Genomic DNA, 19,678 nt, shown 5'->3' with positions numbered 1-19,678 from the left:
AGCCGGCGGATGCGGCACCCCCGGTCGGAAACGGTTTCTCCGGGGCAAGTGTCTATCATCTTTACAGAGCAGACACTCATCCGGAAAGAGGAACCCGGGGATGCACCGCGTCCGCCGCCTGATCCTCTCTCTGCTGCTGGGCCTGACCGGCGCCCTCATCGCCTTCCTCGTCCCGCCCCGCGCCTTCCAGGCCGGCCGACCTCCGGTGTGGATCACCGCCGTCCATCCGGACGGCGTTTTCTCCGGCGAGCCCGACGAAGCGGTGCAGCTCACCGTCCTCGGGACGGAACCCATCGATCTCAGCGGGTGGACGCTGCGGGATCGCATCACGGGGACCGGTGGGGTGCGCTTCCCCGCGGGCTTCCTCATCACCCCGCCCGCCTCCCTCTGGATCGCCCACCACGCCCTCTCGTTCACCCTCGCCTTCGGCCGTCCTCCGGACGCCGCGGTCTTCCCGGACGGGCTGGATGGGGTGCGGCCGATCAGCGGGACGTGGCCGGGCTTCGCCAACGCCGGCGATGAGGTAGTCCTCCGCGACGCCGCCGGCACCCTGGTGGACGCGGTGCTGTATGGAGAGGGTTACACGGAGACCCTGGGCTGGCAGGGGCGCCTCCTCCAGGTTTACGGCGTCCCGGGCACCCGCACCGAAGGGCGTCTCCTGGTCCGACGGACGGATCCGGCCACAGGACTTCCCCTGGATACCGACACCGCCTCCGACTGGGCCAGCGATCGGGAGGATCCGTGGACCGGGCGCCGCATGCGGTTCCCGGGCTGGGCCCCGGAGCGCTTCGGGACCCCGTTCCGCCTGAGCGGGACCTTCCCGATGACCCTGATCATCGCCCCGGATCACGCCTTCGAGGCGGTCTCGGCCTGGATCGATGCGGCGCAACATTCCATCCGGGGGGAGCTCTTCACGTTCGAGCATCCCCGGTTGGCGGAGCGCCTCGCCGCCGCCGCCCGCCGCGGGGTCTCGGTCACCCTGCTGCTGGACGGCACGCCTCCGGGCGGCCTCACGGACGACGCCCGCTACGCCTGCCGGCTCTTGCGGGAGGCCGGTGGCCAGTGTCTGATCATGCGCAACATGCCCGCGGCCAGCCCGCCGGCCCTGCGCCGCTACGCCTACGCCCACGCCAAATTCCTGGTGGCAGACGACCGGCGGGTGCTGATCGGGACGGAGAACCTGAGCCCCCGGGCGATGCCCGATGATCCGAAGGACGATGGCACGCTGGGCCAGCGCGGCGTCCTGGTGGCCTTCGAGTCCGCCGAGATGGCAGGCTTCCTGACCGATCTCTTCCGCTTCGACACGGACCCCGTCTTCCGGGACGTCGTCCCCCTGATGGAAGATCCTCCCCTCACCTACACCCCGCCCCTCTCCCTGGGCGGGACCGCTTACCCGGTCCGTTTCCGGGAGCCGATCCCGATCACCGCCACCGAGGTCGCCCTCATCGTCGGACCGGAGGGCATCCTGGATTTCGAGAACCCGATGTGGCGTCCGCTGCGTTCGGCCGGCGCGGGGGACGTCCTCCGGGTTCAGCAGCTGGCCCTGCCGCCCTGGTGGGGGCCCAGCGCGGCGGATCCCGGCATCGCCCCGGTGATCTCCCCCAACCTGATCCTGGCCACCCTCATCGAGGCCGCCGGGCGCGGGGCATCGGTGCAGATCATGCTGGATCGCTTTTACGATGATCCGAACGCCCCACGGGGGAACAGCGCCACCGCCGCCTATCTGGAAGCCCTCCGAGCGACGAGCCCGACCCTCTCCGCCACCCTCCAGGTGCGTCTGGGCAACCCCGGCGGGGGCGGCCTGCACAACAAGATGTTCCTCCTCCGTCGAGGGGAAGAGCCCTACGTGATCCTGGGTTCGGCCAACGGGACGGAGACCTCCCACAAGCTGAACCGGGAGCTGATGCTGATCTTCCGGTCGGAGGAAGGGTTCCATGCCCTGGCGGAGCTGTTCCGGTTCGACTGGGAGCTCGCCCGGCCGAAGATCTACCTGCCCCTGGTCTTTCGGGATCACCGCCCGCCGCATCTGTTGATCAGCGAGGTGCTGGTCAACGCCTTCGGGATCGACCCCAACGAAGAGTGGGTGGAGATCTACAACCCCGGCGGCGAGCCCCTGGATCTCTCGCTGCATCGCATCGGCGACGCGGCGACGCCGGGGGACTATGAGGGGATGTATCGCTTTCCGCCCGGCGCCACCATCGCCCCCGGCCAGGTCCGGATCATCGCCGTCTCCGCCCAGGCCTTCCGCATGCGTTACGGGATCCCGCCGGACTTCGAGCTGGCTGGGACCGATCCCGAGGTCCCGGATCTCCTTCCCGATTCGACCTGGGGACGGGGAACCTGGAACCTCAACAACACGCAGGATGAGGTGGTCCTGCTGGGGCCGGAGGGAGAGGTGGACCGGGTGGAATGGGGGAGCGCGCCCCGCTGCCCGGCTCCGCCTCGGGGGCAGAGCCTCGAGCGCTACCCGGCGGGGCGAGACACGGACACCTGCGCCGACTGGCGGATCCAGCCCTTCCCCTCCCCCAGGACGGTCCCCGGACCCTAAGGGCCGTCAGGGGGCCACCCGGATGCGCGCGGCCACGGCGGGATCCAGGGCCAGGGTCATGCCGTCCACCTCCACGATCAGCGCGGGGCGCCTCCGGAGAACCCGGACTTCCGCGCCGGGGAGCAAGCCCATCTGGGCCAGCCGGGCCAGCCGTTCCCCCTGGATCTCCTCCACGTCCGTCACCACGGCGGAGCGGCCGGGCGGGAGGTCGGCCAGCGTGGGGACGGAGACCGGCCCGGACGGGCGGAGCCGGCCCAGCAGCCCCCGCAGCCACCGCGCGCCGACCGAGCGCTCCAGGTCCGGCATCTGGTAGCCGCACTGGGGGCAACACGTCAGGGCGCATCGCGCGCCGATTGGACACGCGGTGTGGCACTGCAGCTCGGCCGGATCGAAGACGTGACCGCACATCGGACAGCGCGTCCGCATCCGTTCACCCCCATCCCAGCCATCGCAACGCGTGATGGATCACCCCGCCCACCAGGAAGGCGAAGGGGAAGACAAAGGCGGAGATGGCCGCCGCTGTGCGCCAGCCGTGCTCCTTGATCATCATCATCACCGTGGCGATGCACGGGACGAACAGCGTGACCACCACCAGGCTCACCAGGATCTGATGGGGCGTCAGCGCGCCCTCCCGGGCGAGATCGAACAGCCCTGCCGCGCCGTAATCCCGTCGCAGGAAGCCGAGGAGGAACATCCCGGCGGTCTGCGGCGGCAGCCCCAGCCATCCGGTCACCAGCGGCGCCATCGCCCGCTCGATCCCCCCAAGCAGGCCCAGGCGATCCAACGCGAAGAGGATGGCCGTGCTGAGCATAAACAAGGGCACCACCTCCTTGAGATACCACTCGATTCGGGCCAGGGTCTTGAGGGCCAGGTTCTCAAGGCGGGGCGCCCGCAGCGGAGGCAGCTCCAGGATGAAATCCGAGGGCTCCCCGGGGAGCACCCGGGCGGCCAGGGCGCCCACCAGGCCCAGCACCGTCGCCACCACGGCGAGCCAGATCCCCAGGGCTCCCGGGCCGGCCATGGCGATCATCCCGAAGATCACTCCCAGCTGCGCCGAGCAAGGGACGGCCAGGGCCAGCAACAGGGTGACCAGCACCCGTTCCCGCCGGGTCTGCAGCACCCGCGTGGTCATCGTGGCCATGGTCACGCACCCCAGGCCCAGCACCATGGGGAGGACCGCCCGGCCGTTCAGCCCCAGGGCTTTGAAGGGACGGTTCAGCATCACCGCCAGACGGGGAAGATATCCAGAGTCCTCCATCAGGCTGAACATCAGGAAGAACGTCCCCACGATGGGGAGCACGATGGCCAGCCCGTAGGTCAGCGCCATAGAGATCTGACCGTAGGGCCCGAGGAGGAAATCCCGAACCAGTCCCCACGGGATCCATCGCTGGGCCAGCGCCGTCAGCGCGGGAAGGATCCAGGCTCCGAACACCGTCTCCTCCAGGAACCCTACCAGCACCTGGGCGCCGAACACGCCGACGATCTGATACGTGAGCCAGAGGGCGACCGCGATGACCAGCCAGCCCCCGATAGGGTGGAGCATCAGTGCGTCCAGCCGCTCCCGCAGCCCCTGACGGACGCCCGCCGCACGAGGCGTCCGGCGCACCAGGCCGTCCAGCAACCGCTCCGCCCACTGGTAGCGCTGCCGGGTCAGGACATAGAGCAGGGGCCGTCCGTAATGGGCCTCCAGGGCCCCCCGCAGGGCGGCCGCCTCCTGACGGAGCCCCTCATCCGGGACCTGCTGGCAGGTCCAGGGATCCCCCAGCAACAGCCCGATGGCCCGATACCGGCGGCCGGGGGCCGGAGGCAGGCGCTCCTCCAGTCGTCGCAAGGCCTCCTCCAGGGGCGCCTCATAGGTGGGACGAACCCGAGGGATGCGGGCCTCCGGGATGAGGGCGCGCAGGCGGTCCAGCCCATGCCCGGAGACCGCCACCGTGGCGGCCACCGGGATCCCCAGGCGGGCCGCCAGCCCCTCCAGGTCGATCTCGATGCCCTCTGCCTGCGCCTCGTCCATCAGGTTCAGATCCAGGACGAGGGGGAGCTCCAGCTCGGCCAGCTGGAGAGTGAGCAGGAGAGCCTGGCGGAGATGCCGGGCGTCCGCCACCTGGATCACCGCCTGAGGCTGGGCGCTCAGGATCAGCGCTTGCGTCACCTGCTCCTCAGCGGAGAGAGGGAACAGGCTGTGGATCCCCGGGGTGTCCAGCAAGGGGGCCCCCTCCGGGAGGCGCCCCATCAGCAGGTCCACCGTGGTGCCCGGGTAGTTGGAGACGGTGGCGTAGCGGCCGGTGAGCCGGAAGAACAACGCCGATTTGCCCACGTTCGGCGGCCCTACCAGCACCACCGGACGCCGGGGAAGATCCTCCATTCGCTCCATCAGCTCTAAATGACAGGACGCCACAGCCGTCCTTTTCTCCGTTCGAGATCGTTCGAATCATCGCTTTCTACATTAAAGTGAAGGTTACGAGAGGAGCAGTGAGGAACTTCACGAAGCCCGGGTGATCATCTGCAGCCACCCATCCGGGTGGGCCCACCCGATGGGGTGCTGAAATTCATTTCGGCATCCTTTTTGTTGCAGGAGCGGCTTTCGCCGCGACCTTGGCGTCATCGAGAACCAGAGGTTCGGGGCTGAAGTCCCTCCTACAGAAACCATTTGTAGGGGCAGCCTCCGCCGCGATCCACCGTGCATCCCCTCAGGATTTGCGCGAAGCCTTCGAACAGGGGCACAATGAACCCTGATTCCTTCCTCGAACGGGGTGCGGCAAGATGGCAGAGATCCGAGAGAAAGCGACCCTCCAATTCGGCCGGCGGATCTCCTTTGATGCCCGGACCTTCCGCTGGGAAGGCGTGGAACCGGAGGCCTACAAGTTCAGCCTGGGGGATGCCCGCGGGATGGGCTGGCGGGGGATCACCCGCTTCACCCTGGGGGGGCCGCCGGACATCCCCTGCCGGTTCCAGATGCGTTACTTCGAGCTGGCCCCCGGCGCCTACTCCAGCCTGGAGAAACACCAGCACATCCACCTCATCATCGTCATCCGGGGGAAGGGGAAGGCCCTGGTCGGGCCGGAGGTCTTCGAGGTCGCCCCCTTCGACATCGTCTACGTCCCCCCGGAGGTCCCCCATCGCTGGATCAACGACGGCGATGAACCCTTCGGGTTCCTCTGCCCGGTGGACGCGGAGCGCGATCCCCCACGCCCGGTCGATGAAGAAGAATGGAAAGCCCTCAAGCGGAATCCGAAGACCGCGCCCTACGTGTTCTGAGATCAAATTTCACCGGAACGGATACACCAGGACCTTCAACGCCTCGTAGGAGCGCATGGCCTGATATCCCTGAGGGGCCTCCTCCAGGGACAGGCGGTGGGTGATCAGGGATTCCACCGGCAGGCCTTCCGAGAGGAGGGCCAGGGCTTCGCGCATATCCGGAGGGCCCGCGGAGTAGCTGGGGACCACGCGGATCTCCCGGAAATAGAGCGTATGGACATCGACCGGCCAGCGGGCCTCGGGAGGCGTGGGGGTGAACAGCAACAGCGTCCCTCCTGGCGCCGCGAGGGACCATCCCAGGGCGATGGCCTCCACGGAGCCCGGGCCGATGACGACCACGTCCGCCCCCCATCCCTCGCTCTCCTCCCGGATCCGTTCCGCTGCCTCCTCGGGAGAGAGCGGGCGGATCCCGAACCGGGCGGCGATCTCCCGGCGCGCGGGAAGCCGCTCGATCCCCCACACGCGTTCGGCCCCCCACCGCAGGGCCACCATCCCGTGCAACAGCCCCATCACCCCCAGCCCGATCACCGCCACCCGATCCCCCTCCCGCAGCCCGGCCCGCCGCAGGGCTTTCACCACTGTGGCCAAAGGCTCGGTGAAGGTTGCGACCTCATCCGGGACATAGTCGGGGATCGGAAGGAGATCCCGGTCCACCACCGGCGGGGGGACGATGGCGTAGGTGCTGAGGCCGCCGGGGATCAGGCGGGTGGAGCGCCAGGTGGGGCAGTGCACGTAATCGCCCCGCCGGCAGAACCGGCACGCGCCGCATGGGGCGTGGTGATGCACCACCACGCGCTCCCCGCCTTGAAAGGCGGTGACCCCCGGGCCCACGGCCACCACCTCGCCGACCAGCTCGTGGCCGGGGGTGAAGGGGGCCTTCTTCGCCATATACCAGTCCATGATCTCCCCGGGGCACAGCCCGCAGACCCGGATGCGCACCAGCACTTCCCCCTCCGTCAGGGGCCGCAGGGGGACCTCCGCGATCCGCAGATCCTCCCGGCTGTGGTAGATCAGGGCCCGGGCATGGGAGATCATCCCTCTTCCTCCGATCGCCGTTCTTGCAACAACGCCTTGTTCGGGATCACGCAGAGGAAGCCGAAGGGCTCCTCGCCGATGTTGACGAACTGATGGATCTCCTGGGGGGCGATATAGATCACGTCCCCGGGCCCCGGTAGTCACTCCTTTTGGTATTGATAATGCTTGAAGGTCAAGAACTCTTCCCAGGTCCAGATATGATCGGTCAACCCGATGGCCATCGCCGGCGTCCGCGGCCGATACCGCCGCCCCTCCGGCAGGCCCTCCCCCGCTTCCCGCAAGGCCCGATGGGGCCGCAGCCAGTTGTGCTCAAACAAACAGAGGATCACCAGCGCATCCCAGGTCCCTGTCGTCTTCGCAAAGGCATGGGTCTTACGCGTCAGCGCATTCAACCGATCGCGCAACATGCCATTCAACCGTTCCTCATGCACCGGATAGGGGCAATCCACCGCCTCCCCAGAACCTGACGCACCTCCACGCGCACCATCCGGCCCTGATGACGACGCTTGACCGCTTGCGTCAACCCCACCCCAGGCGTGAGCACCAGGGGCGGACGCCCCCGCTTTCCCGTCGGTTGCGCGTCCCGATAGACCTGACGAACCGCCCGTCGGTAGACCGGCCGTCCATCGCTGATCCAGATCACGCCCCCCTGCCAGATGTGCGCTGGCGGGTCTGCGCCACCACCTTCGGCGCGACCTCATCCTCCGAAGACCCAAAGCCCCACGCCACCACAAAACGAGTCGCCCGGTCCTGGCTCAAACATCCCCAACGCGGGCCCACCCCGCCCGCCGAGGCGTCTGGATCTCCAGCCTCTGGACACTTTTTTTGACAAACGACCAGAAAGCATCCACCTCGACCTCGCTCAAATGCAGGTCGTGGACCAGGACCTCGGTGAGGGCCTCAGCGTGTTGGGCGGCCATCCGGAGCCATCGGCCAATGGTTTCATATTTGTGGCCGGTGATCTCCTCAGCGGCGCTCAGGCTCCCCCGACGCATCACCACCAGCAGGGTGCGCGCCACTTCCGCAGGGGTCACACGCAAGCGATACATCGCCGTGCCCAGGGTAGGCCCAAACGAGCGCCCGCAGTTCCGACAGACCCAACGGGGCCGCCCACCCTTACTGCCGTTCTTTACCACATGGGTGGCCCCACAGCGAGGGCAGGGGGGGTTCTGGGAATTGGGCTTTCGATTCATCGGGCCCACCTCCGTCGGAATCTGGCCCCGATTATACCACCGAGCACTACTCAGGGGGGTGATTACCCGGGCCCCACCTCGAAGCGCTCCTCCCCCAGCTGCACCCGGGCGCGGCCCCGCAGGACCACCACCCCGTGGTCGTGGAGATGGCGATCCAGAGAGGACCGGCAGCCGGGTGGGAGCTCGAAGTAGCGGATCACGAAATAGGGCGCGCGCTCCCGCGGGCCGATCAGCACCCGTCGGGAGCCGCAGACGCCTCCCGGTCCTCCATAAGGGACGACAGGCACCCCCTCCCAGTCCCATCCGTTCGGCTTCCGACGATGCACGACACCCATCTCAAGGAGCCTCGGTTTAGATTGCTGAATCTCCGGAAGGCTCGAGTTCCATATTAGGCAACCAGGGGGTTGGGCGATCACACCCCAACCCCCTGGAGCTATCATATAAAAGTCAAGGCCTGATCATCCCTCAGCCGGAGCTCCGGCCGCGATCTCCCACGCCCTCGCATTACGCTGGTAGAGGAAGAGCGCTACCGCCAGGAGGACCAGCAGGATCAAGAGCCCCACCACCCCTGCCAGTCGCACTGCGGTGACGAAAACGAAGGGTGGCCAGAGGAAGCCATCAGCAATGCTGGTGATGCGCACCGCCCCCTCTGGCATCTTGAAGCCCGATGCCACGGCAGCCGCAGTGAACAGATCCGCCATCCCGGTGGCGATGTAGAAACCGATAGCCAGGGTGATCGTGCCTGCGATGATCATCCGGAAAATGTTCCCCCGCATCAGCGGAGCGAACATCGCCACCACAAAGGGAATCACCGCGAGATCTGCGAAGAGGATCACCCGGTTGCCGGGCAGGATGGCGCTAAGCAAGATCGCCACCGGCACCAGGACCAGGGCGGTCGAGATAGCCGCCGGATGGCCGATGAGAATCGCGGAATCGAGCCCGATGTAGATCTCTCGACCTCCGGCCCGCCGTTGCATGAAGTCCCGAGCCGCCTCCGAGACAGGGATCAGGCCTTCCATCAGGATCTGGACCATCCGCGGCAGAAGCAGCATCACCGCCGCCAGGTTCATCGCTGTCTTGAGAACCTTCACCACCACCGTCTGGACGTCGCCGGCATTATAGAAGCCCAGGATCCCAAGCACCAGCCCGATGATCAGGCCCAGGATCACCGGTTCCCCGGCGATGCCCAGCCGGCGACGGATCGCCTCCGGATCCGCCTGCACCTCGCGCAGGCCAGGAATACGATCGATGATCCAGTTCACCACAATGGCGATAGGCACACCAGGGGCAGTGGTCAGATGTGGGATGGAGATCCCGGGCAAGCCGTAGAAGCGTTGAACCGCAGGGGCCGTCCAGTCCGCGAAGAAGAGAGCCAGCGCCGCCGCGATCGCCGCCGCCAGAAGGCCCAGGAGCAGGTTGCCTGTGGCAGCGACGACGAGAGAACCGATAAACGCGAAATGCCAGTAGTTCCAGATATCGATATCCAGCGTCTTGGTGAGACGGGCCGCCAGCATCAGGATGTTAATGGCCAGCGTGAGTGGGATCACCCACAGGCCAACGGCCGAACCGAAGGCGATGGCTGCTGCCGACGGCCACCCCACATCCACCACATCCCGCTGGATGCCGGTGTTCTTCACCATCGCCTGGGCGACCTCGGACAGATTCGTCCACATCAGCCCAATGACCAGGTTGATTCCGATGAAGGCGATGCCGATGGTCACGCCCGCCCGGAAAGCACGACCGGGCTGCGCCCCCAAAGCGACAGCGAACAGGAAGATGATAATCGGCAACGCAACCGTAGCTCCCAGATTGTCAATAATCGCCTTCAACGTGCTCAGGAAGACCTCCATGGCTACCTCCTTGGTTAAGAATATGGAGATTAAACTTATATACATCCTTATCACGAACACCAAGATCTACAAAACCCGCCCCACTCACCTCCTTTCTTGTGCGGGGGAACTAAAAGTGAGGGCGCTTCACGTGCACATGGACCGAAGCGCCCCAAGAAAATCCACCCCTACCCGGAGCGGCGCAGGATCTCGGCGATCTGATCCAGCACCTGATCCTTTCCGATACCGGTCAGGAAGGCCAATGTCTGGATCACAGGAATCCCGAGATCTGTGGGCACGGGAGTGGTGGTCACCACCAAATCGAAATCCTTCGCCAGCGCAGGGACCTCCGCCGCCTTGCATTGACGGGTGATCACCTGGATGCCCCGCGCAGCGAGCCCTTCCTCGATGGCCTTCGCCACAACTGTGGATGTGGCGATCGCGGTGCCACATGCCACCAGCACACGTTTGGGTTGAGCCATAGCCACCTCCTTGCTTTAAGCGAGGATGTCAAGCGCCTGAATCAGATCCTCAGCTGTTCGAGCTTCGTAGACCTTGCGTACACGCTCGGGGTCTTGAAAAAAAGCTGCCAGACGCTGCAGCATCTCAATCTGAGAATGCGGCTCATCCAGGGCCATCAAAATAACAATAGAGACCGGCACGATCTCATCGGGATTCACCATATTCCGGAAACTCACCGGACAGGCAAGGGTTGCAACGGCCAGGGCCGGCGCGATCACATGCGTCACATCCGCGTGAGGGATCGCCGCATGCAGGTCCCCCGCCAGCGGAAGCCCCGTGGGATGGGTCCGCTCCCGCTCCAGAACTGCTTCCACGAAGGAAGGGCGGACCACTCCTTCCGCCTCCAGAAGGGCCGCCAGCCGGCGGATCACCTCCTCCGCCGAAGCCGCCGACACACGCAATAAGACCCGCTGTGGCGTTAGAAGCATCCCCACGCTTCCTCTCACCCCAGCAGCAGCCCTGGCCGCTCCAGGACTGCCCGGAGGGTCTCCATGAACTGAGCCGCCTGCGCGCCGTCGATCACCCGGTGGTCCGCCGTCAGGGTGAGGGTTGCCACCGGGCGCACCACGACCTCATCTCCTTCCCCGACCACCGGCCGCTTGGCCACCCGTCCCACCGCCAGGATGCCCGCCTGAGGCGGGTTCAGGATCGCCGTGAAGCGATCGATCCCATACATCCCCAGGTTCGATAGGGTGAAAGTCCCTCCCTGCACATCCTCCGGCCGTAGCCGCCCCTCCCGCGCCCGTCCGACTTTCTCCTCCAGCATGCGGGCGATCTCCCACACCCCGCGCCGGTCCGCCTCGGGGATCACCGGCACCACCAGGCCCTCGGGAACGGCCACCGCCACCCCGATGTTCACATCCTCCCATTCCAGGATCTCCTCGCCCTCCAGCGTCGCGTTGAGGGCCGGATGCCGCCGCAGGGCCCAGGCGCAGGCCTTCACCAGCAGCGCCGTGAGGGTCACCCGGGGCCCTCCCTCCCGCTCCGCCCAGGCGGCGAGATCCTCGACGATGGCCATCGCCCGGCCCATCTCCACATCGATGCTGACCGTGAATTGCGGCGCCTCTCGGACGCTCCGGCTCATCCGCTCCGCGATGATCCGCCGCATCCCGGCCAGCGGCACCCGACGGCGGATCGCCGGGCGGGCCGGGGCTTCGAGGGCCTCCGGGGAGACGCCCGCGCGCAACGCCTCCGCCGCCCGCCGCACATCCTCGGATTGGATCCGCCCGCCCGGGCCGGTCCCCTTCACCTGCTGCAGATCCACCCCGAGCTCCCGAGCCAGCCGCCGCGCCGCCGGGGCCGCCTTCACCTTCCCCTCCGCCGCGCGCTGAGCCAGAAACGCCTCCACATCCGCCTTGGTCACGCGTCCTCCCGGGCCGGTGCCCGGCACCGCCGAAAGATCCACCCCGTGGGCCTGGGCGATCCGCTCCGCCACCGGCGTCGCCCGCGGGGCGCCGGCCGGCGAGGCAGCCGGCGATGCGCCCGGCGCGCCCTCCCAGACCTCCCCGGGCAGGAGGATGTAGGCGATGGGCTGGCCGATGGGCACCACCTCGCCAGGCCCCGCCCGGATCCCCACCAGGGTTCCGCTGGCCGGCGCCTCCACCTCCATCGCCACCTTGTCGGTCTCCACCTCCAGGATCGCCTCGCCTTTGGTGACCGCTTCCCCTTCCTGCTTCAGCCAGCGGAGGACCTTCCCGCTCTCCTGGGCCATCTCGAATTTGGGCATGATCACCGGGACTGGCATGCGTTTCCGAGCCTCCCCCATCAGATCTCCAGGCGCGCCAGCCGCCGGGCCGCCTCGACGATATCTTCCACCTGGGGAACCGCCGCCCGCTCCAGGCGCGGATGATAGGGGATGGGGACATCCGCGCCGCCCAGGCGGACGATGGGGGCCTCCAGATAGGCGAAGGCCTCGCTCTGGGCGACCGCGGCCGCCAGCTCCCCGCCGAAGCCGCCCAGCAGCGGCGCCTCGTGCACGATCAGCAACTTCCCCGTCTTCTTCACCGAGGCGATCACCGTCTCGGCATCGTAGGGCTTCAGGGTGCGCAGATCGATCACCTCTGCTTCGATCCCTTCCGCCGCCAGCCGTTCCGCCGCCTCCAGGGCCCGCAACACCGCGATGGAGTAAGCGACGATGGTGAGATGGCGCCCCGGCCGCCGCACAGCCGCCTTCCCCAAGGGGACGAGATAGGGCTCCTCCGGCACCGGCCCGCGGGTTCGATAAAGGAGCTTGTGCTCCACGAAGATCACCGGGTTGTCATCGGCCAGGGCGGCCAGGAGCAGCCCTTTGGCATCATAAGGCGTGGCGGGCGCCACCACCTTCAACCCCGGCACGTGCACGAACCACGCCTCCAGGCTCTCCGAGTGCTGGGCCGCCGCCCCCGTGCCGGAGCCTCCGGGGAGCCGCAGCACCAGCGGAACCCGGGCCTTCCCCCCGAACATGTAGCGGACCTTGGCGGCCTGGAGGACGGTCTGCTCCATGGCCAGGGTCACGAAGTCCATAAACTGCATCTCCACGATGGGGCGCATCCCGGTGAGGGCCGCCCCGACGCCGGCCCCCACGATGGTGTTCTCCGAGATCGGCGTGTCCCGCACCCGCTCCGGCCCGAACCGCTCGATCAGCCCCTGGGTGACCCCGAAGGCCCCGCCGTAGACCCCGATGTCCTCGCCCATCAGGAAGACCCGTTCGTCGGCGGCCATGGCCTGGGCCATCGCCTCCCGCAGGGCCTCCGCGTAAGAGAGCTCCCGCGTTCCCGCCGGCGGCTCCACCGGGACCTCGGAGCCGAAGGCCTGCCGGATCCAGCGAGGAGGGAAGAGCGGGTCCTCGGCGTAGACGCCTTCGGTCAACTGCGCCACGTCGGGCTCCGGATCTCCTTCGGCGGCCCGGAGGGCCTCCGCCACGGCCTCCCGGGCCCGCTCCTCCAGCGCCGCCGCCTCCGCCTCCGAGAGCCACCCCCGGGCGATCAGCGCCTCGCGGAGCCGGGCGATGGGATCACGAGCCATCCAGGCCTGCACCTCGTCCTTCGTGCGATACACCTGGCGATCGCTTTTGGAATGCCCCCTGTAGCGATACGTGATCGCCTCGATCAGCGTGGGGCCCTCCCCGCGCCGGGCCCGCTCCACCGCCGCCCGGACCGCCCGATACACCGCCACCACATCCATGCCGTCCACGGTCTCCCCGGGGATTCCGTAGGCCACCGCCCGATCGGCCACCCGGGGCACGGCCATGGCCCGTCGGACCGCCATAGACATGGCGTATTGGTTATTCTCGCAAAGGAAGACCACAGGGAGCCGCCAGATGGCGGCCATGTTCAGGCCCTCGTGGAAGTTGCCGTGGTTGGCCGCCCCATCGCCGAAGAAGCACAGCACCACCCGGTCCTGCCCCTGCATGCGGATGCTGAGCCCCGCCCCCACCGCGATGGGGATCCCCCCGGCCACGATGCCGTTGGCCCCCAGATTGCCCCGCTCGAGATCGGCCAGGTGCATCGAGCCGCCGCGGCCGCGGCACACCCCCGTCTCTTTCCCCAACAGCTCCGCCAGCATCGCCCGCAGGTCCTGCCCTTTGGCGATGGCATGGCCGTGGCCACGATGGGTCGAGGTGATGTAGTCATCGGGGCGCAGGGCGGCGATGGCCCCCACCGCCACCGCCTCCTGGCCGATGTAAAGATGCATGGTGCCGTGCATCTTGCCGGCCGCGTAGAGCTGCTCCACCGTCTCCTCGAAGGCTCGGATGAGGAGCATCTGGTAGAGCCAATCGATCAGGCGCTCCCGGGGGAGATCGAGCGTCGCGTCGAGAAGAGACGTCGTCGGCGCTTCACGCATAGGCCAGCGCTCCCTCCATGGCGAGGACGGCCGCCGCCGCCTCTGCGTCGGTGACCAGCACATCGACATAGCCGCCGCGCAGCGCGGCCCGGATCGCCGGGGCCTTGGCCACGCCCCCGGCCACGGCGATCACCGTGGGGATCCGGCGCAGCGCCTCGAGCTCCAGGCCGATCACCCGCCGGTTCAGAGGATGATCCAGGGGATTTCCCTCCGCGTCCAGCGCCCGGGCCAGCACATCCCCCACCGCCCCGGCGGCCCGGAGCGCCTCCAGCTCCGCCTCCGTGAGGTAACCTGCCCGCCGCAGGCTGGAGAGTCGAGGGTCCACCGAGCCGATCCCGATCAGAGCCACATGGACCTTGCGGGCCAGGGCCAGGGTCTCGGCGATGGTCCGCTCGTGCCGCAGGGCCTGGGCCACCGCTTCGCTTTCCACCAGCAGGGGGGCGTGGAGGTGACGGACCGGGGCCTCCAGCTTCTCCGCCAGCCAGCGGGCGAGCTCCGGCCCATCGATCATCGGGTCGCCGGCGCCCAGGGCGCCGATGATCTGGATCACCTGGGCGCCCTTCAGCGGGATCTCGGGCATCGCCCGCACCACCTCATAGACGGCCGTGCCCCAGCTCACCCCGATGCGGATCCCCGGGCGCAGCCGGCGTTGCAGCGCCCGCGCCCCCAGCTCCCCCAGCCGGCGCAACCGCAGGCGGTCATCCGCAGGAGGGTTGCCCAGCACCCAGGCCTCCCGCAGGGAGAAGGCCGCGCGCAGCGCTTCCTCCAGCCGGGGATCGGTCTTCAGGGGATGCCGGATCCGGATCTCCACCAGGCCCCGGGCCCGGGCCTCCTTGAGGTAACGCGAGACCATGGAACGCGAGCACCCCAGCCGCCGGGCGATCGCCCCCTGATCCAGCCCCTCCTCGTAATACCAGGACGCAATCTGGGCCAATCGCTCGTCATCCATGGGGATTCACAAAGTTGAGCACGGAGTCACCTTTATTATATGGGCTGGACAGGGGTTGTCAAGGGGGAGCAGCGGTGCGTCCCAAAATCGTAGGACAACTGCTCGCAGTTGTCCTACAAGGCGGCCAGGCCCGACAAAATCGGGACATACCCGGGAGCAGCGGTGGGCGTGGCCGAAGCGATCCCAACGGCCTGTGGCATAATGTGGCATAAGTGGCATAATGTGGCATAAAATGAAAGGGGTCGATGCGGAAGGGAGAAGGAGATGTCGCAAGGCTGCGAACGATGCTGCGTGGACGTCCCGGAGGAGGCGGGAAAGGCACGTGAGGGCCGCCCAGGAGCCGGCCCTGTGATCGCGGAGGTGGGCGCCCGGGCCTCCGCGGCCTTCGCGGGCCTTCTGATGCTGGTCCTCCTCATCGTCGTCGGGGAGCGACTGGGATGGTTCCATCTTCTGGAATCCCGGATCCCGTGGCCCTTGTGGGCCAGCGGGACGCTCCTGGCCGGCTTCCCGGCGTTCCGGGATGTGGCATGGGCGGCCCGCCGGGGGCGGGTGACTCCCCACACCCTGATGACGGCAGGGGTCCTCGCCACCGCTCTTGTGGGGGAGTGGTCGAGCGCCCTCGTGCTGGCGCTTTTCATGCGGATCGGCGAGGAAGTCGAGCGCCTCACGGTGGAGCAGGCCCGCCGCGCCATGCGGTCCCTCCTCGCCCTGCGGCCCCAGCGGGCGCGGGTGCTCCGCGCCGGGGAGGAACGCGAGGTCCCGGTGGAGGCGGTGCAGCCGGGCGAGGTGGTGGTCGTGCGGCCCGGCGAGCGGATCCCGGTGGACGGCGAGGTGATCGAGGGACACGCCACGGTGGACCCGAGCGCCCTCACCGGGGAGGCGATGCCCGTAGAGGTAGGGCCGGGGGATCGGGTTTGGGCCGCCTCGATCTGTCAGCTCGGGAGCCTGCGCGTCCGGGCGACGTCGGTGGGGGCGGATACCACCTTCGGTCGGATCCTGCGCCTCGTGGAGGAGGCGGAGCGGAGCCGGCCCGAAGTCCAACGGCTCGCCGATCGAGTGGCGACATGGTATCTGCCGGTGGTGGCAACGGTTGGGCTCCTCACGCTGGTGCTGCGGCGCGATCCGCTGGCCATGGCCGCGGTGTTCGCGGTGGCCTGCACGTGCGCCTTCGCCCTCGCCACCCCGGTGGCGATGCTCGCGGCCATCGGCGCCGCCGCCCGCCGGGGCCTCCTCATCAAGGGCGGTCGCTTCCTTGAAGTCCTCGCCCGGGTGGAGGTGCTCCTGATCGACAAGACGGGGACGGTGACCCTCGGCCGCCCGCAGGTGACCGACGTGATCCCCCTCGACGGGTGGCGGGAGGAGGAGGTGCTGGCCTTCGCCGCCGCGGCCGAGCGGGACTCCGAGCACCCGCTGGCCGAGGCCGTGCGCGCCCTCGCCCGGGAGCGGGGCGTCCAGGTTCCGGCGGTCGAAACCTTCGAGGCCCTGCCGGGGATCGGCGTGCGGGCGCAGATCGGCGGCCACACGGTGACGGTGGGCCGGATCAAGCCGGACGGAGAGGACCGCCTCCAGGCCCTCGCCGCCCGCCTGGCGGCCGAGGGGAAGACCGTGGTCGCCGTCCGGCTCGACGGCCGGCCGATTGGGCTTCTCACCGTGCAGGACACCCTCCGTCCGGAGGTGCGCGACGTCCTCCAGGAACTCCAGCGGCTGGGGATCCGGCGGATCGAACTCCTGACCGGGGACCGCCCGGAGGCGGCGGCGGCCGTGGCGAGGTCCCTCGGCATCCCCTTCCGGGCCGGGCTCCTCCCGGAGGACAAGATCGCAGTGGTCCGGGCCTACCAGGCCCAGGGGCGGGTCGTGGGGATGGTGGGGGACGGCGTCAACGACGCCCCGGCCCTGGCCCAGGCCGACGTGGGGATCGCCATGGGGAGCGGCACGGATGTGGCCCTGGAGGCCGGTCACATCGTCCTGCTGCGGGACGACTGGCGGCTCCTGCCCGAGGCGGTCCGGATCGCCCGGTCCACCATGGATGTCATCCGGTGGAACTTCGCCCTCGCCACGGTCTACAACGGGCTCGGGGCGCTGCTGGCCGCCCTGGGGATCCTCCCGCCGATCCTCGCGGCGGCGGCCCAGGTGGTGCCGGACGTGGGCATCCTCCTGAACAGCGCCCGCCTGCTGCGGCGCTGAGCCCATCTCGGGTCGCTGCGCCGCAGCGCCCCTCATCGCTTCGGCCCCGGAACCGGGGGCTCCGGACGGCGTCCGGGGGGGCCTGGGGGGATGGGGGCCTTCCGGATCACCTCCCGAGCCCGCTCCGCCCGCTCCAGGGCCCGCTCCAGGGCCGGCCGCGCGGCCGGCGGGACCCGATCCCGCAGGGCCAGAAGGACCATCCGATGCCTCTCGATGGCCTGCAGCGCGCGCTGCCGCAGGAGCGGATGATCCGGATGCCGCTCGGCCAGGATGATCAACCGGATCAGCAAACGGGTGGAGCGCTGCAACGCCGCCGGATGCACCGGGCGGCCCTGGCGCTGCAGGGCCTCGATCTCCTCGGAACGGCGCTCCAGCTGATGGATCAGGGCCGGCGCGGGATCCCCCTGCCACTCCGCCCAGGTCAGCTCCGCGGATTCCTTCAGCAGCTTGAGCGGATAGAGGGGATCGCCCGGCAAGCTGGCCTCGGCGGCCCGGACCCCCAGGGCGCCTCCTCCGAAGAGCAACGCCAACAACAGCCCGGCGGTGAGGAGGGCGGACACCCACCGGCGGGCTGTGAGCCCGCTTCGGGTCGCGGAGCGCATCCGGCGAGCGGCCGCCACCGCGCGCATGCGGCCGCGCCGGACCGCCTCCTCGCGCGGGGGCGGAAGTGCAGCCCCGCGAAGTCGGAGGGCGGTCTCCAGCAAGGGGCGGAGCTCCGCCGCGTAGGTCGGATACCGGGCCACCACGCGCTCCACATCCGCGCCGGCCGCCACCTCCTCCAGGCAGCGGGCCAGCGCTTCCTCGAACGAGGGTTGCTTCAACGACATCCCATCTCCTCCATCCGCCGCCGCAGGGCGGCCAGGGCGCGATGCTGCAAGGCCCTGATCGCGCCGGGCTGTTTGCCCATCAGCTGGGCGGTCTCCTCCACCGAGCGCCCCTCGAAGAAGCGGTGGAAGAGCACCTCCTGCTGCTCCGGGGTCAGCTGCCGGAGGGCCCGCCACAGGCAGTCCTGCTCAGCCCGCGCCTCGATCCGCTCCATCATCCCTTCATCCCCTCGCCCTCGCTCCGGATCCGGAAGATCCAGCGGAGCCCAGCGCTGGGAGCGGTAATAGTCCGTCAGCAGGTTGCGGGCGATGGTGTAGAGCCAGGCGAGGAAGGGGCGCCCGCGGGACTGGTAGCGGGGCAGATGCTCGATCATGCGCACGAACACCTCGGCAGCCAGATCCTCAGCGGCCTCCTGGTCCTCCACCCGGACCCGCAGGTAGCGGTAGATGGGCAGGTAATAGCGATCGTAGAGCCACCCGATCGCCTCCGGGTCGCCCGCCTGTGCCCGCCGGATGACCTCCGCCTCCACATCCCCGGAGGCGATGCGGGCCTCCATCGAAGGGGCTCGCGCCGAAGATTCCCCCATCGCAATGTTCCCAAATCATTTAACGGAAACGTCGCCTCATCGTGATGGCCGACCCGGCCGCCGTCCCCCGCTCCGTCGAGGTGGCGAGATCCGGATTTGTGGTTTAGACTGGATCTGGATCCGCCCCGTTCACTTCAGATGCGAAAGGAGGCCTCCCATGGCGATGAGCCAAGCCCTCCGCGATGCGATGAACGATCAGATCCGGCATGAACTCTACTCCGCCTATCTCTATCTTTCCATGGCCGCTTACTTCGAGGCCCTCCATCTACCCGGGTTCGCTCACTGGATGCGGGTCCAGGCCCGTGAGGAAGTGGGCCACGCCATGAAGTTCTTCGATCACCTTTGCGATCGGGGGGAGCGGGTGGTCCTGCAGGCCATTGAGCAGCCTCCGGCCGATTTCGCCTCGCCGCAGGAGGCCTTCGCCCAGGCCCTCCAGCACGAGCGGCGGGTCACCGGTCTGATCCAGAACCTTTACCAGATCGCCGTTCGCGAGAACGATCCCTCCAGCCTGCCCCTGCTCCACTGGTTCCTGGAAGAACAGATCGAGGAAGAGAAGACCGTGGAGCAGATCCTGGAGGCGCTCCGGCGCATCGGCGAGGATGGGGCTGGGCTGGTGATGATGGACCGCGAGCTGGCCCGTCGGGAAGCGGAATAAACTCCATCCCGCTATCGAAAGGGGACAGGCCATCTGGTCTGTCCCCTTTCGATTACCCAGCGCCCTTCAGGTGGCGATCGAAGAACGCCCTCATCGATCTTTGCAGGAAAGGCTTCAGCCCCGAACTCTCCATCTCGGATGACGCAAAGGTCGCGGCGAAAGCCGCTCCTACAACGTAGATGCCGAAATGAATTTCGGCTTACGGAGGAGGGGCTTCAGCCCCGAACCTCCGCCTTCGATCCCGTGAGGGTCGCGGCGGAAGCCGCTCCCGC

20 protein-coding genes are annotated in these 19,678 nt (G+C 68.4%); 4 read left to right on the top strand and 16 right to left on the bottom strand.

Translation table 11 applies throughout. From position 1 onward, the window contains the following. Positions 1-100 precede the first annotated feature (100 nt). The gene (locus tag KNN16_RS02785) at positions 101-2,548 is read left to right on the top strand and encodes a lamin tail domain-containing protein (protein WP_303898637.1); all 2,448 of its coding nucleotides are present in this window, start codon (positions 101-103) and stop codon (positions 2,546-2,548) included. A gap of 6 nt (positions 2,549-2,554) precedes the next feature. Here the strand turns inward: KNN16_RS02785 and KNN16_RS02780 are convergent, their stop codons facing one another. Both KNN16_RS02780 and feoB read right to left on the bottom strand, forming a co-directional pair. Beyond that, entirely contained in the window at positions 2,555-2,974 is a 420-nt protein-coding gene (locus tag KNN16_RS02780; RefSeq protein WP_299286170.1) for a FeoA family protein, read from the bottom strand. 4 nt (positions 2,975-2,978) lie between these two features. Next, positions 2,979-4,922, bottom strand: a complete 1,944-nt coding sequence (feoB, locus tag KNN16_RS02775) for a ferrous iron transport protein B (protein WP_303898635.1) — start codon at positions 4,920-4,922, stop codon at positions 2,979-2,981. A gap of 389 nt (positions 4,923-5,311) precedes the next feature. On the opposite strand from feoB, the gene KNN16_RS02770 reads away from it, so the two are divergent. After that, positions 5,312-5,806 carry a cupin domain-containing protein gene (locus KNN16_RS02770; protein ID WP_303898633.1) on the top strand — a complete coding sequence of 165 codons (495 nt, stop codon included), beginning with the start codon at positions 5,312-5,314 and terminating at the stop codon, positions 5,804-5,806. A gap of 9 nt (positions 5,807-5,815) precedes the next feature. Here KNN16_RS02770 and KNN16_RS02765 read toward each other — a convergent pair whose 3' ends face one another. The 12 genes from KNN16_RS02765 to KNN16_RS02710 form a co-directional block, all read right to left on the bottom strand. Beyond that, positions 5,816-6,841 carry an alcohol dehydrogenase catalytic domain-containing protein gene (locus tag KNN16_RS02765; RefSeq protein ID WP_303898631.1) on the bottom strand — a complete coding sequence of 342 codons (1,026 nt, stop codon included), beginning with the start codon at positions 6,839-6,841 and terminating at the stop codon, positions 5,816-5,818. Next, on the bottom strand, positions 6,838-6,963 hold the full coding sequence (locus KNN16_RS02760) for a hypothetical protein (RefSeq protein WP_303898629.1): 126 nt from the start codon (positions 6,961-6,963) through the stop codon (positions 6,838-6,840). Before KNN16_RS02760 ends, KNN16_RS02765 begins: the two co-directional genes overlap by 4 nt. A gap of 18 nt (positions 6,964-6,981) precedes the next feature. Beyond that, positions 6,982-7,257 (bottom strand): hypothetical protein, encoded by a 276-nt coding sequence (locus KNN16_RS02755; RefSeq protein WP_303896286.1) that lies wholly within the window; start codon positions 7,255-7,257, stop codon positions 6,982-6,984. After that, positions 7,254-7,484 carry a hypothetical protein gene (locus tag KNN16_RS02750; RefSeq protein WP_303898628.1) on the bottom strand — a complete coding sequence of 77 codons (231 nt, stop codon included), beginning with the start codon at positions 7,482-7,484 and terminating at the stop codon, positions 7,254-7,256. The genes KNN16_RS02755 and KNN16_RS02750 overlap by 4 nt, the downstream gene beginning before the upstream one ends. A gap of 112 nt (positions 7,485-7,596) precedes the next feature. Next, entirely contained in the window at positions 7,597-7,890 is a 294-nt protein-coding gene (locus KNN16_RS02745) for a hypothetical protein (protein WP_303896281.1), read from the bottom strand. Positions 7,891-8,096: 206 nt separating this feature from the next. Next, positions 8,097-8,369, bottom strand: a complete 273-nt coding sequence (locus tag KNN16_RS02740) for a hypothetical protein (RefSeq protein ID WP_303898627.1) — start codon at positions 8,367-8,369, stop codon at positions 8,097-8,099. Positions 8,370-8,492: 123 nt separating this feature from the next. After that, positions 8,493-9,884: a PTS galactitol transporter subunit IIC gene (locus tag KNN16_RS02735; protein ID WP_303898625.1), complete on the bottom strand. Its 1,392-nt coding sequence runs from the start codon at positions 9,882-9,884 to the stop codon at positions 8,493-8,495. Between the two features lie 167 nt (positions 9,885-10,051). Next, the gene (locus tag KNN16_RS02730) at positions 10,052-10,345 is read right to left on the bottom strand and encodes a PTS sugar transporter subunit IIB (protein WP_303898624.1); all 294 of its coding nucleotides are present in this window, start codon (positions 10,343-10,345) and stop codon (positions 10,052-10,054) included. 15 nt (positions 10,346-10,360) lie between these two features. Beyond that, positions 10,361-10,813 (bottom strand): PTS sugar transporter subunit IIA, encoded by a 453-nt coding sequence (locus tag KNN16_RS02725; protein WP_303898623.1) that lies wholly within the window; start codon positions 10,811-10,813, stop codon positions 10,361-10,363. Positions 10,814-10,827: 14 nt separating this feature from the next. Beyond that, positions 10,828-12,129: a dihydrolipoamide acetyltransferase family protein gene (locus tag KNN16_RS02720; protein WP_303898621.1), complete on the bottom strand. Its 1,302-nt coding sequence runs from the start codon at positions 12,127-12,129 to the stop codon at positions 10,828-10,830. A 20-nt stretch (positions 12,130-12,149) separates the two neighbouring features. Continuing rightward, entirely contained in the window at positions 12,150-14,207 is a 2,058-nt protein-coding gene (gene pdhA / locus KNN16_RS02715; RefSeq protein WP_303898620.1) for a pyruvate dehydrogenase (acetyl-transferring) E1 component subunit alpha, read from the bottom strand. Continuing rightward, positions 14,200-15,141 carry a sugar-binding transcriptional regulator gene (locus tag KNN16_RS02710; RefSeq protein ID WP_303898618.1) on the bottom strand — a complete coding sequence of 314 codons (942 nt, stop codon included), beginning with the start codon at positions 15,139-15,141 and terminating at the stop codon, positions 14,200-14,202. The genes pdhA and KNN16_RS02710 overlap by 8 nt, the downstream gene beginning before the upstream one ends. Positions 15,142-15,504: 363 nt before the next feature. On the opposite strand from KNN16_RS02710, the gene KNN16_RS02705 reads away from it, so the two are divergent. Then, entirely contained in the window at positions 15,505-17,340 is a 1,836-nt protein-coding gene (locus KNN16_RS02705; RefSeq protein ID WP_303898616.1) for a cation-translocating P-type ATPase, read from the top strand. Between the two features lie 32 nt (positions 17,341-17,372). Here the strand turns inward: KNN16_RS02705 and KNN16_RS02700 are convergent, their stop codons facing one another. Beyond that, positions 17,373-18,167 (bottom strand): hypothetical protein, encoded by a 795-nt coding sequence (locus tag KNN16_RS02700; RefSeq protein WP_299288765.1) that lies wholly within the window; start codon positions 18,165-18,167, stop codon positions 17,373-17,375. Next, a complete protein-coding gene (locus tag KNN16_RS02695; RefSeq protein ID WP_303898613.1) occupies positions 18,158-18,751 on the bottom strand; it encodes a sigma-70 family RNA polymerase sigma factor in 594 nt (197 codons plus the stop codon). The genes KNN16_RS02700 and KNN16_RS02695 overlap by 10 nt, the downstream gene beginning before the upstream one ends. A gap of 157 nt (positions 18,752-18,908) precedes the next feature. Here KNN16_RS02695 and KNN16_RS02690 point away from each other — a divergent pair, with 157 nt between their 5' ends. Beyond that, positions 18,909-19,406 carry a ferritin gene (locus KNN16_RS02690; protein ID WP_299288759.1) on the top strand — a complete coding sequence of 166 codons (498 nt, stop codon included), beginning with the start codon at positions 18,909-18,911 and terminating at the stop codon, positions 19,404-19,406. The last annotated feature ends 272 nt before the right edge of the window (positions 19,407-19,678 follow it).

This window comes from Thermoflexus hugenholtzii (assembly GCF_018771565.1).
Taxonomy (GTDB): domain Bacteria; phylum Chloroflexota; class Anaerolineae; order Thermoflexales; family Thermoflexaceae; genus Thermoflexus; species Thermoflexus hugenholtzii_A.
The sequence above is the reverse complement of the archived record's forward strand: the minus strand, read 5'-3'. Positions and strand labels throughout refer to the sequence as shown.

Excerpts from the sequence above, each read along its gene's own strand:
- KNN16_RS02720 (WP_303898621.1), bottom strand. The coding sequence starts at position 12,129 with ATGCCAGTCCCGGTGATCATGCCCAAATTCGAGATGGCCCAGGAGAGC.
- feoB (WP_303898635.1), bottom strand. The coding sequence starts at position 4,922 with ATGGAGCGAATGGAGGATCTTCCCCGGCGTCCGGTGGTGCTGGTAGGG.
- KNN16_RS02735 (WP_303898625.1), bottom strand. The coding sequence starts at position 9,884 with ATGGAGGTCTTCCTGAGCACGTTGAAGGCGATTATTGACAATCTGGGA.
- KNN16_RS02700 (WP_299288765.1), bottom strand. The coding sequence starts at position 18,167 with ATGTCGTTGAAGCAACCCTCGTTCGAGGAAGCGCTGGCCCGCTGCCTG.
- KNN16_RS02780 (WP_299286170.1), bottom strand. The coding sequence starts at position 2,974 with ATGCGGACGCGCTGTCCGATGTGCGGTCACGTCTTCGATCCGGCCGAG.
- KNN16_RS02770 (WP_303898633.1), top strand. The coding sequence starts at position 5,312 with ATGGCAGAGATCCGAGAGAAAGCGACCCTCCAATTCGGCCGGCGGATC.
- KNN16_RS02725 (WP_303898623.1), bottom strand. The coding sequence starts at position 10,813 with ATGCTTCTAACGCCACAGCGGGTCTTATTGCGTGTGTCGGCGGCTTCG.
- pdhA (WP_303898620.1), bottom strand. The coding sequence starts at position 14,207 with ATGCGTGAAGCGCCGACGACGTCTCTTCTCGACGCGACGCTCGATCTC.
- KNN16_RS02765 (WP_303898631.1), bottom strand. The coding sequence starts at position 6,841 with ATGATCTCCCATGCCCGGGCCCTGATCTACCACAGCCGGGAGGATCTG.
- KNN16_RS02695 (WP_303898613.1), bottom strand. The coding sequence starts at position 18,751 with ATGGGGGAATCTTCGGCGCGAGCCCCTTCGATGGAGGCCCGCATCGCC.
- KNN16_RS02730 (WP_303898624.1), bottom strand. The coding sequence starts at position 10,345 with ATGGCTCAACCCAAACGTGTGCTGGTGGCATGTGGCACCGCGATCGCC.
- KNN16_RS02745 (WP_303896281.1), bottom strand. The coding sequence starts at position 7,890 with ATGTATCGCTTGCGTGTGACCCCTGCGGAAGTGGCGCGCACCCTGCTG.
- KNN16_RS02785 (WP_303898637.1), top strand. The coding sequence starts at position 101 with ATGCACCGCGTCCGCCGCCTGATCCTCTCTCTGCTGCTGGGCCTGACC.
- KNN16_RS02740 (WP_303898627.1), bottom strand. The coding sequence starts at position 8,369 with ATGGGTGTCGTGCATCGTCGGAAGCCGAACGGATGGGACTGGGAGGGG.
- KNN16_RS02690 (WP_299288759.1), top strand. The coding sequence starts at position 18,909 with ATGGCGATGAGCCAAGCCCTCCGCGATGCGATGAACGATCAGATCCGG.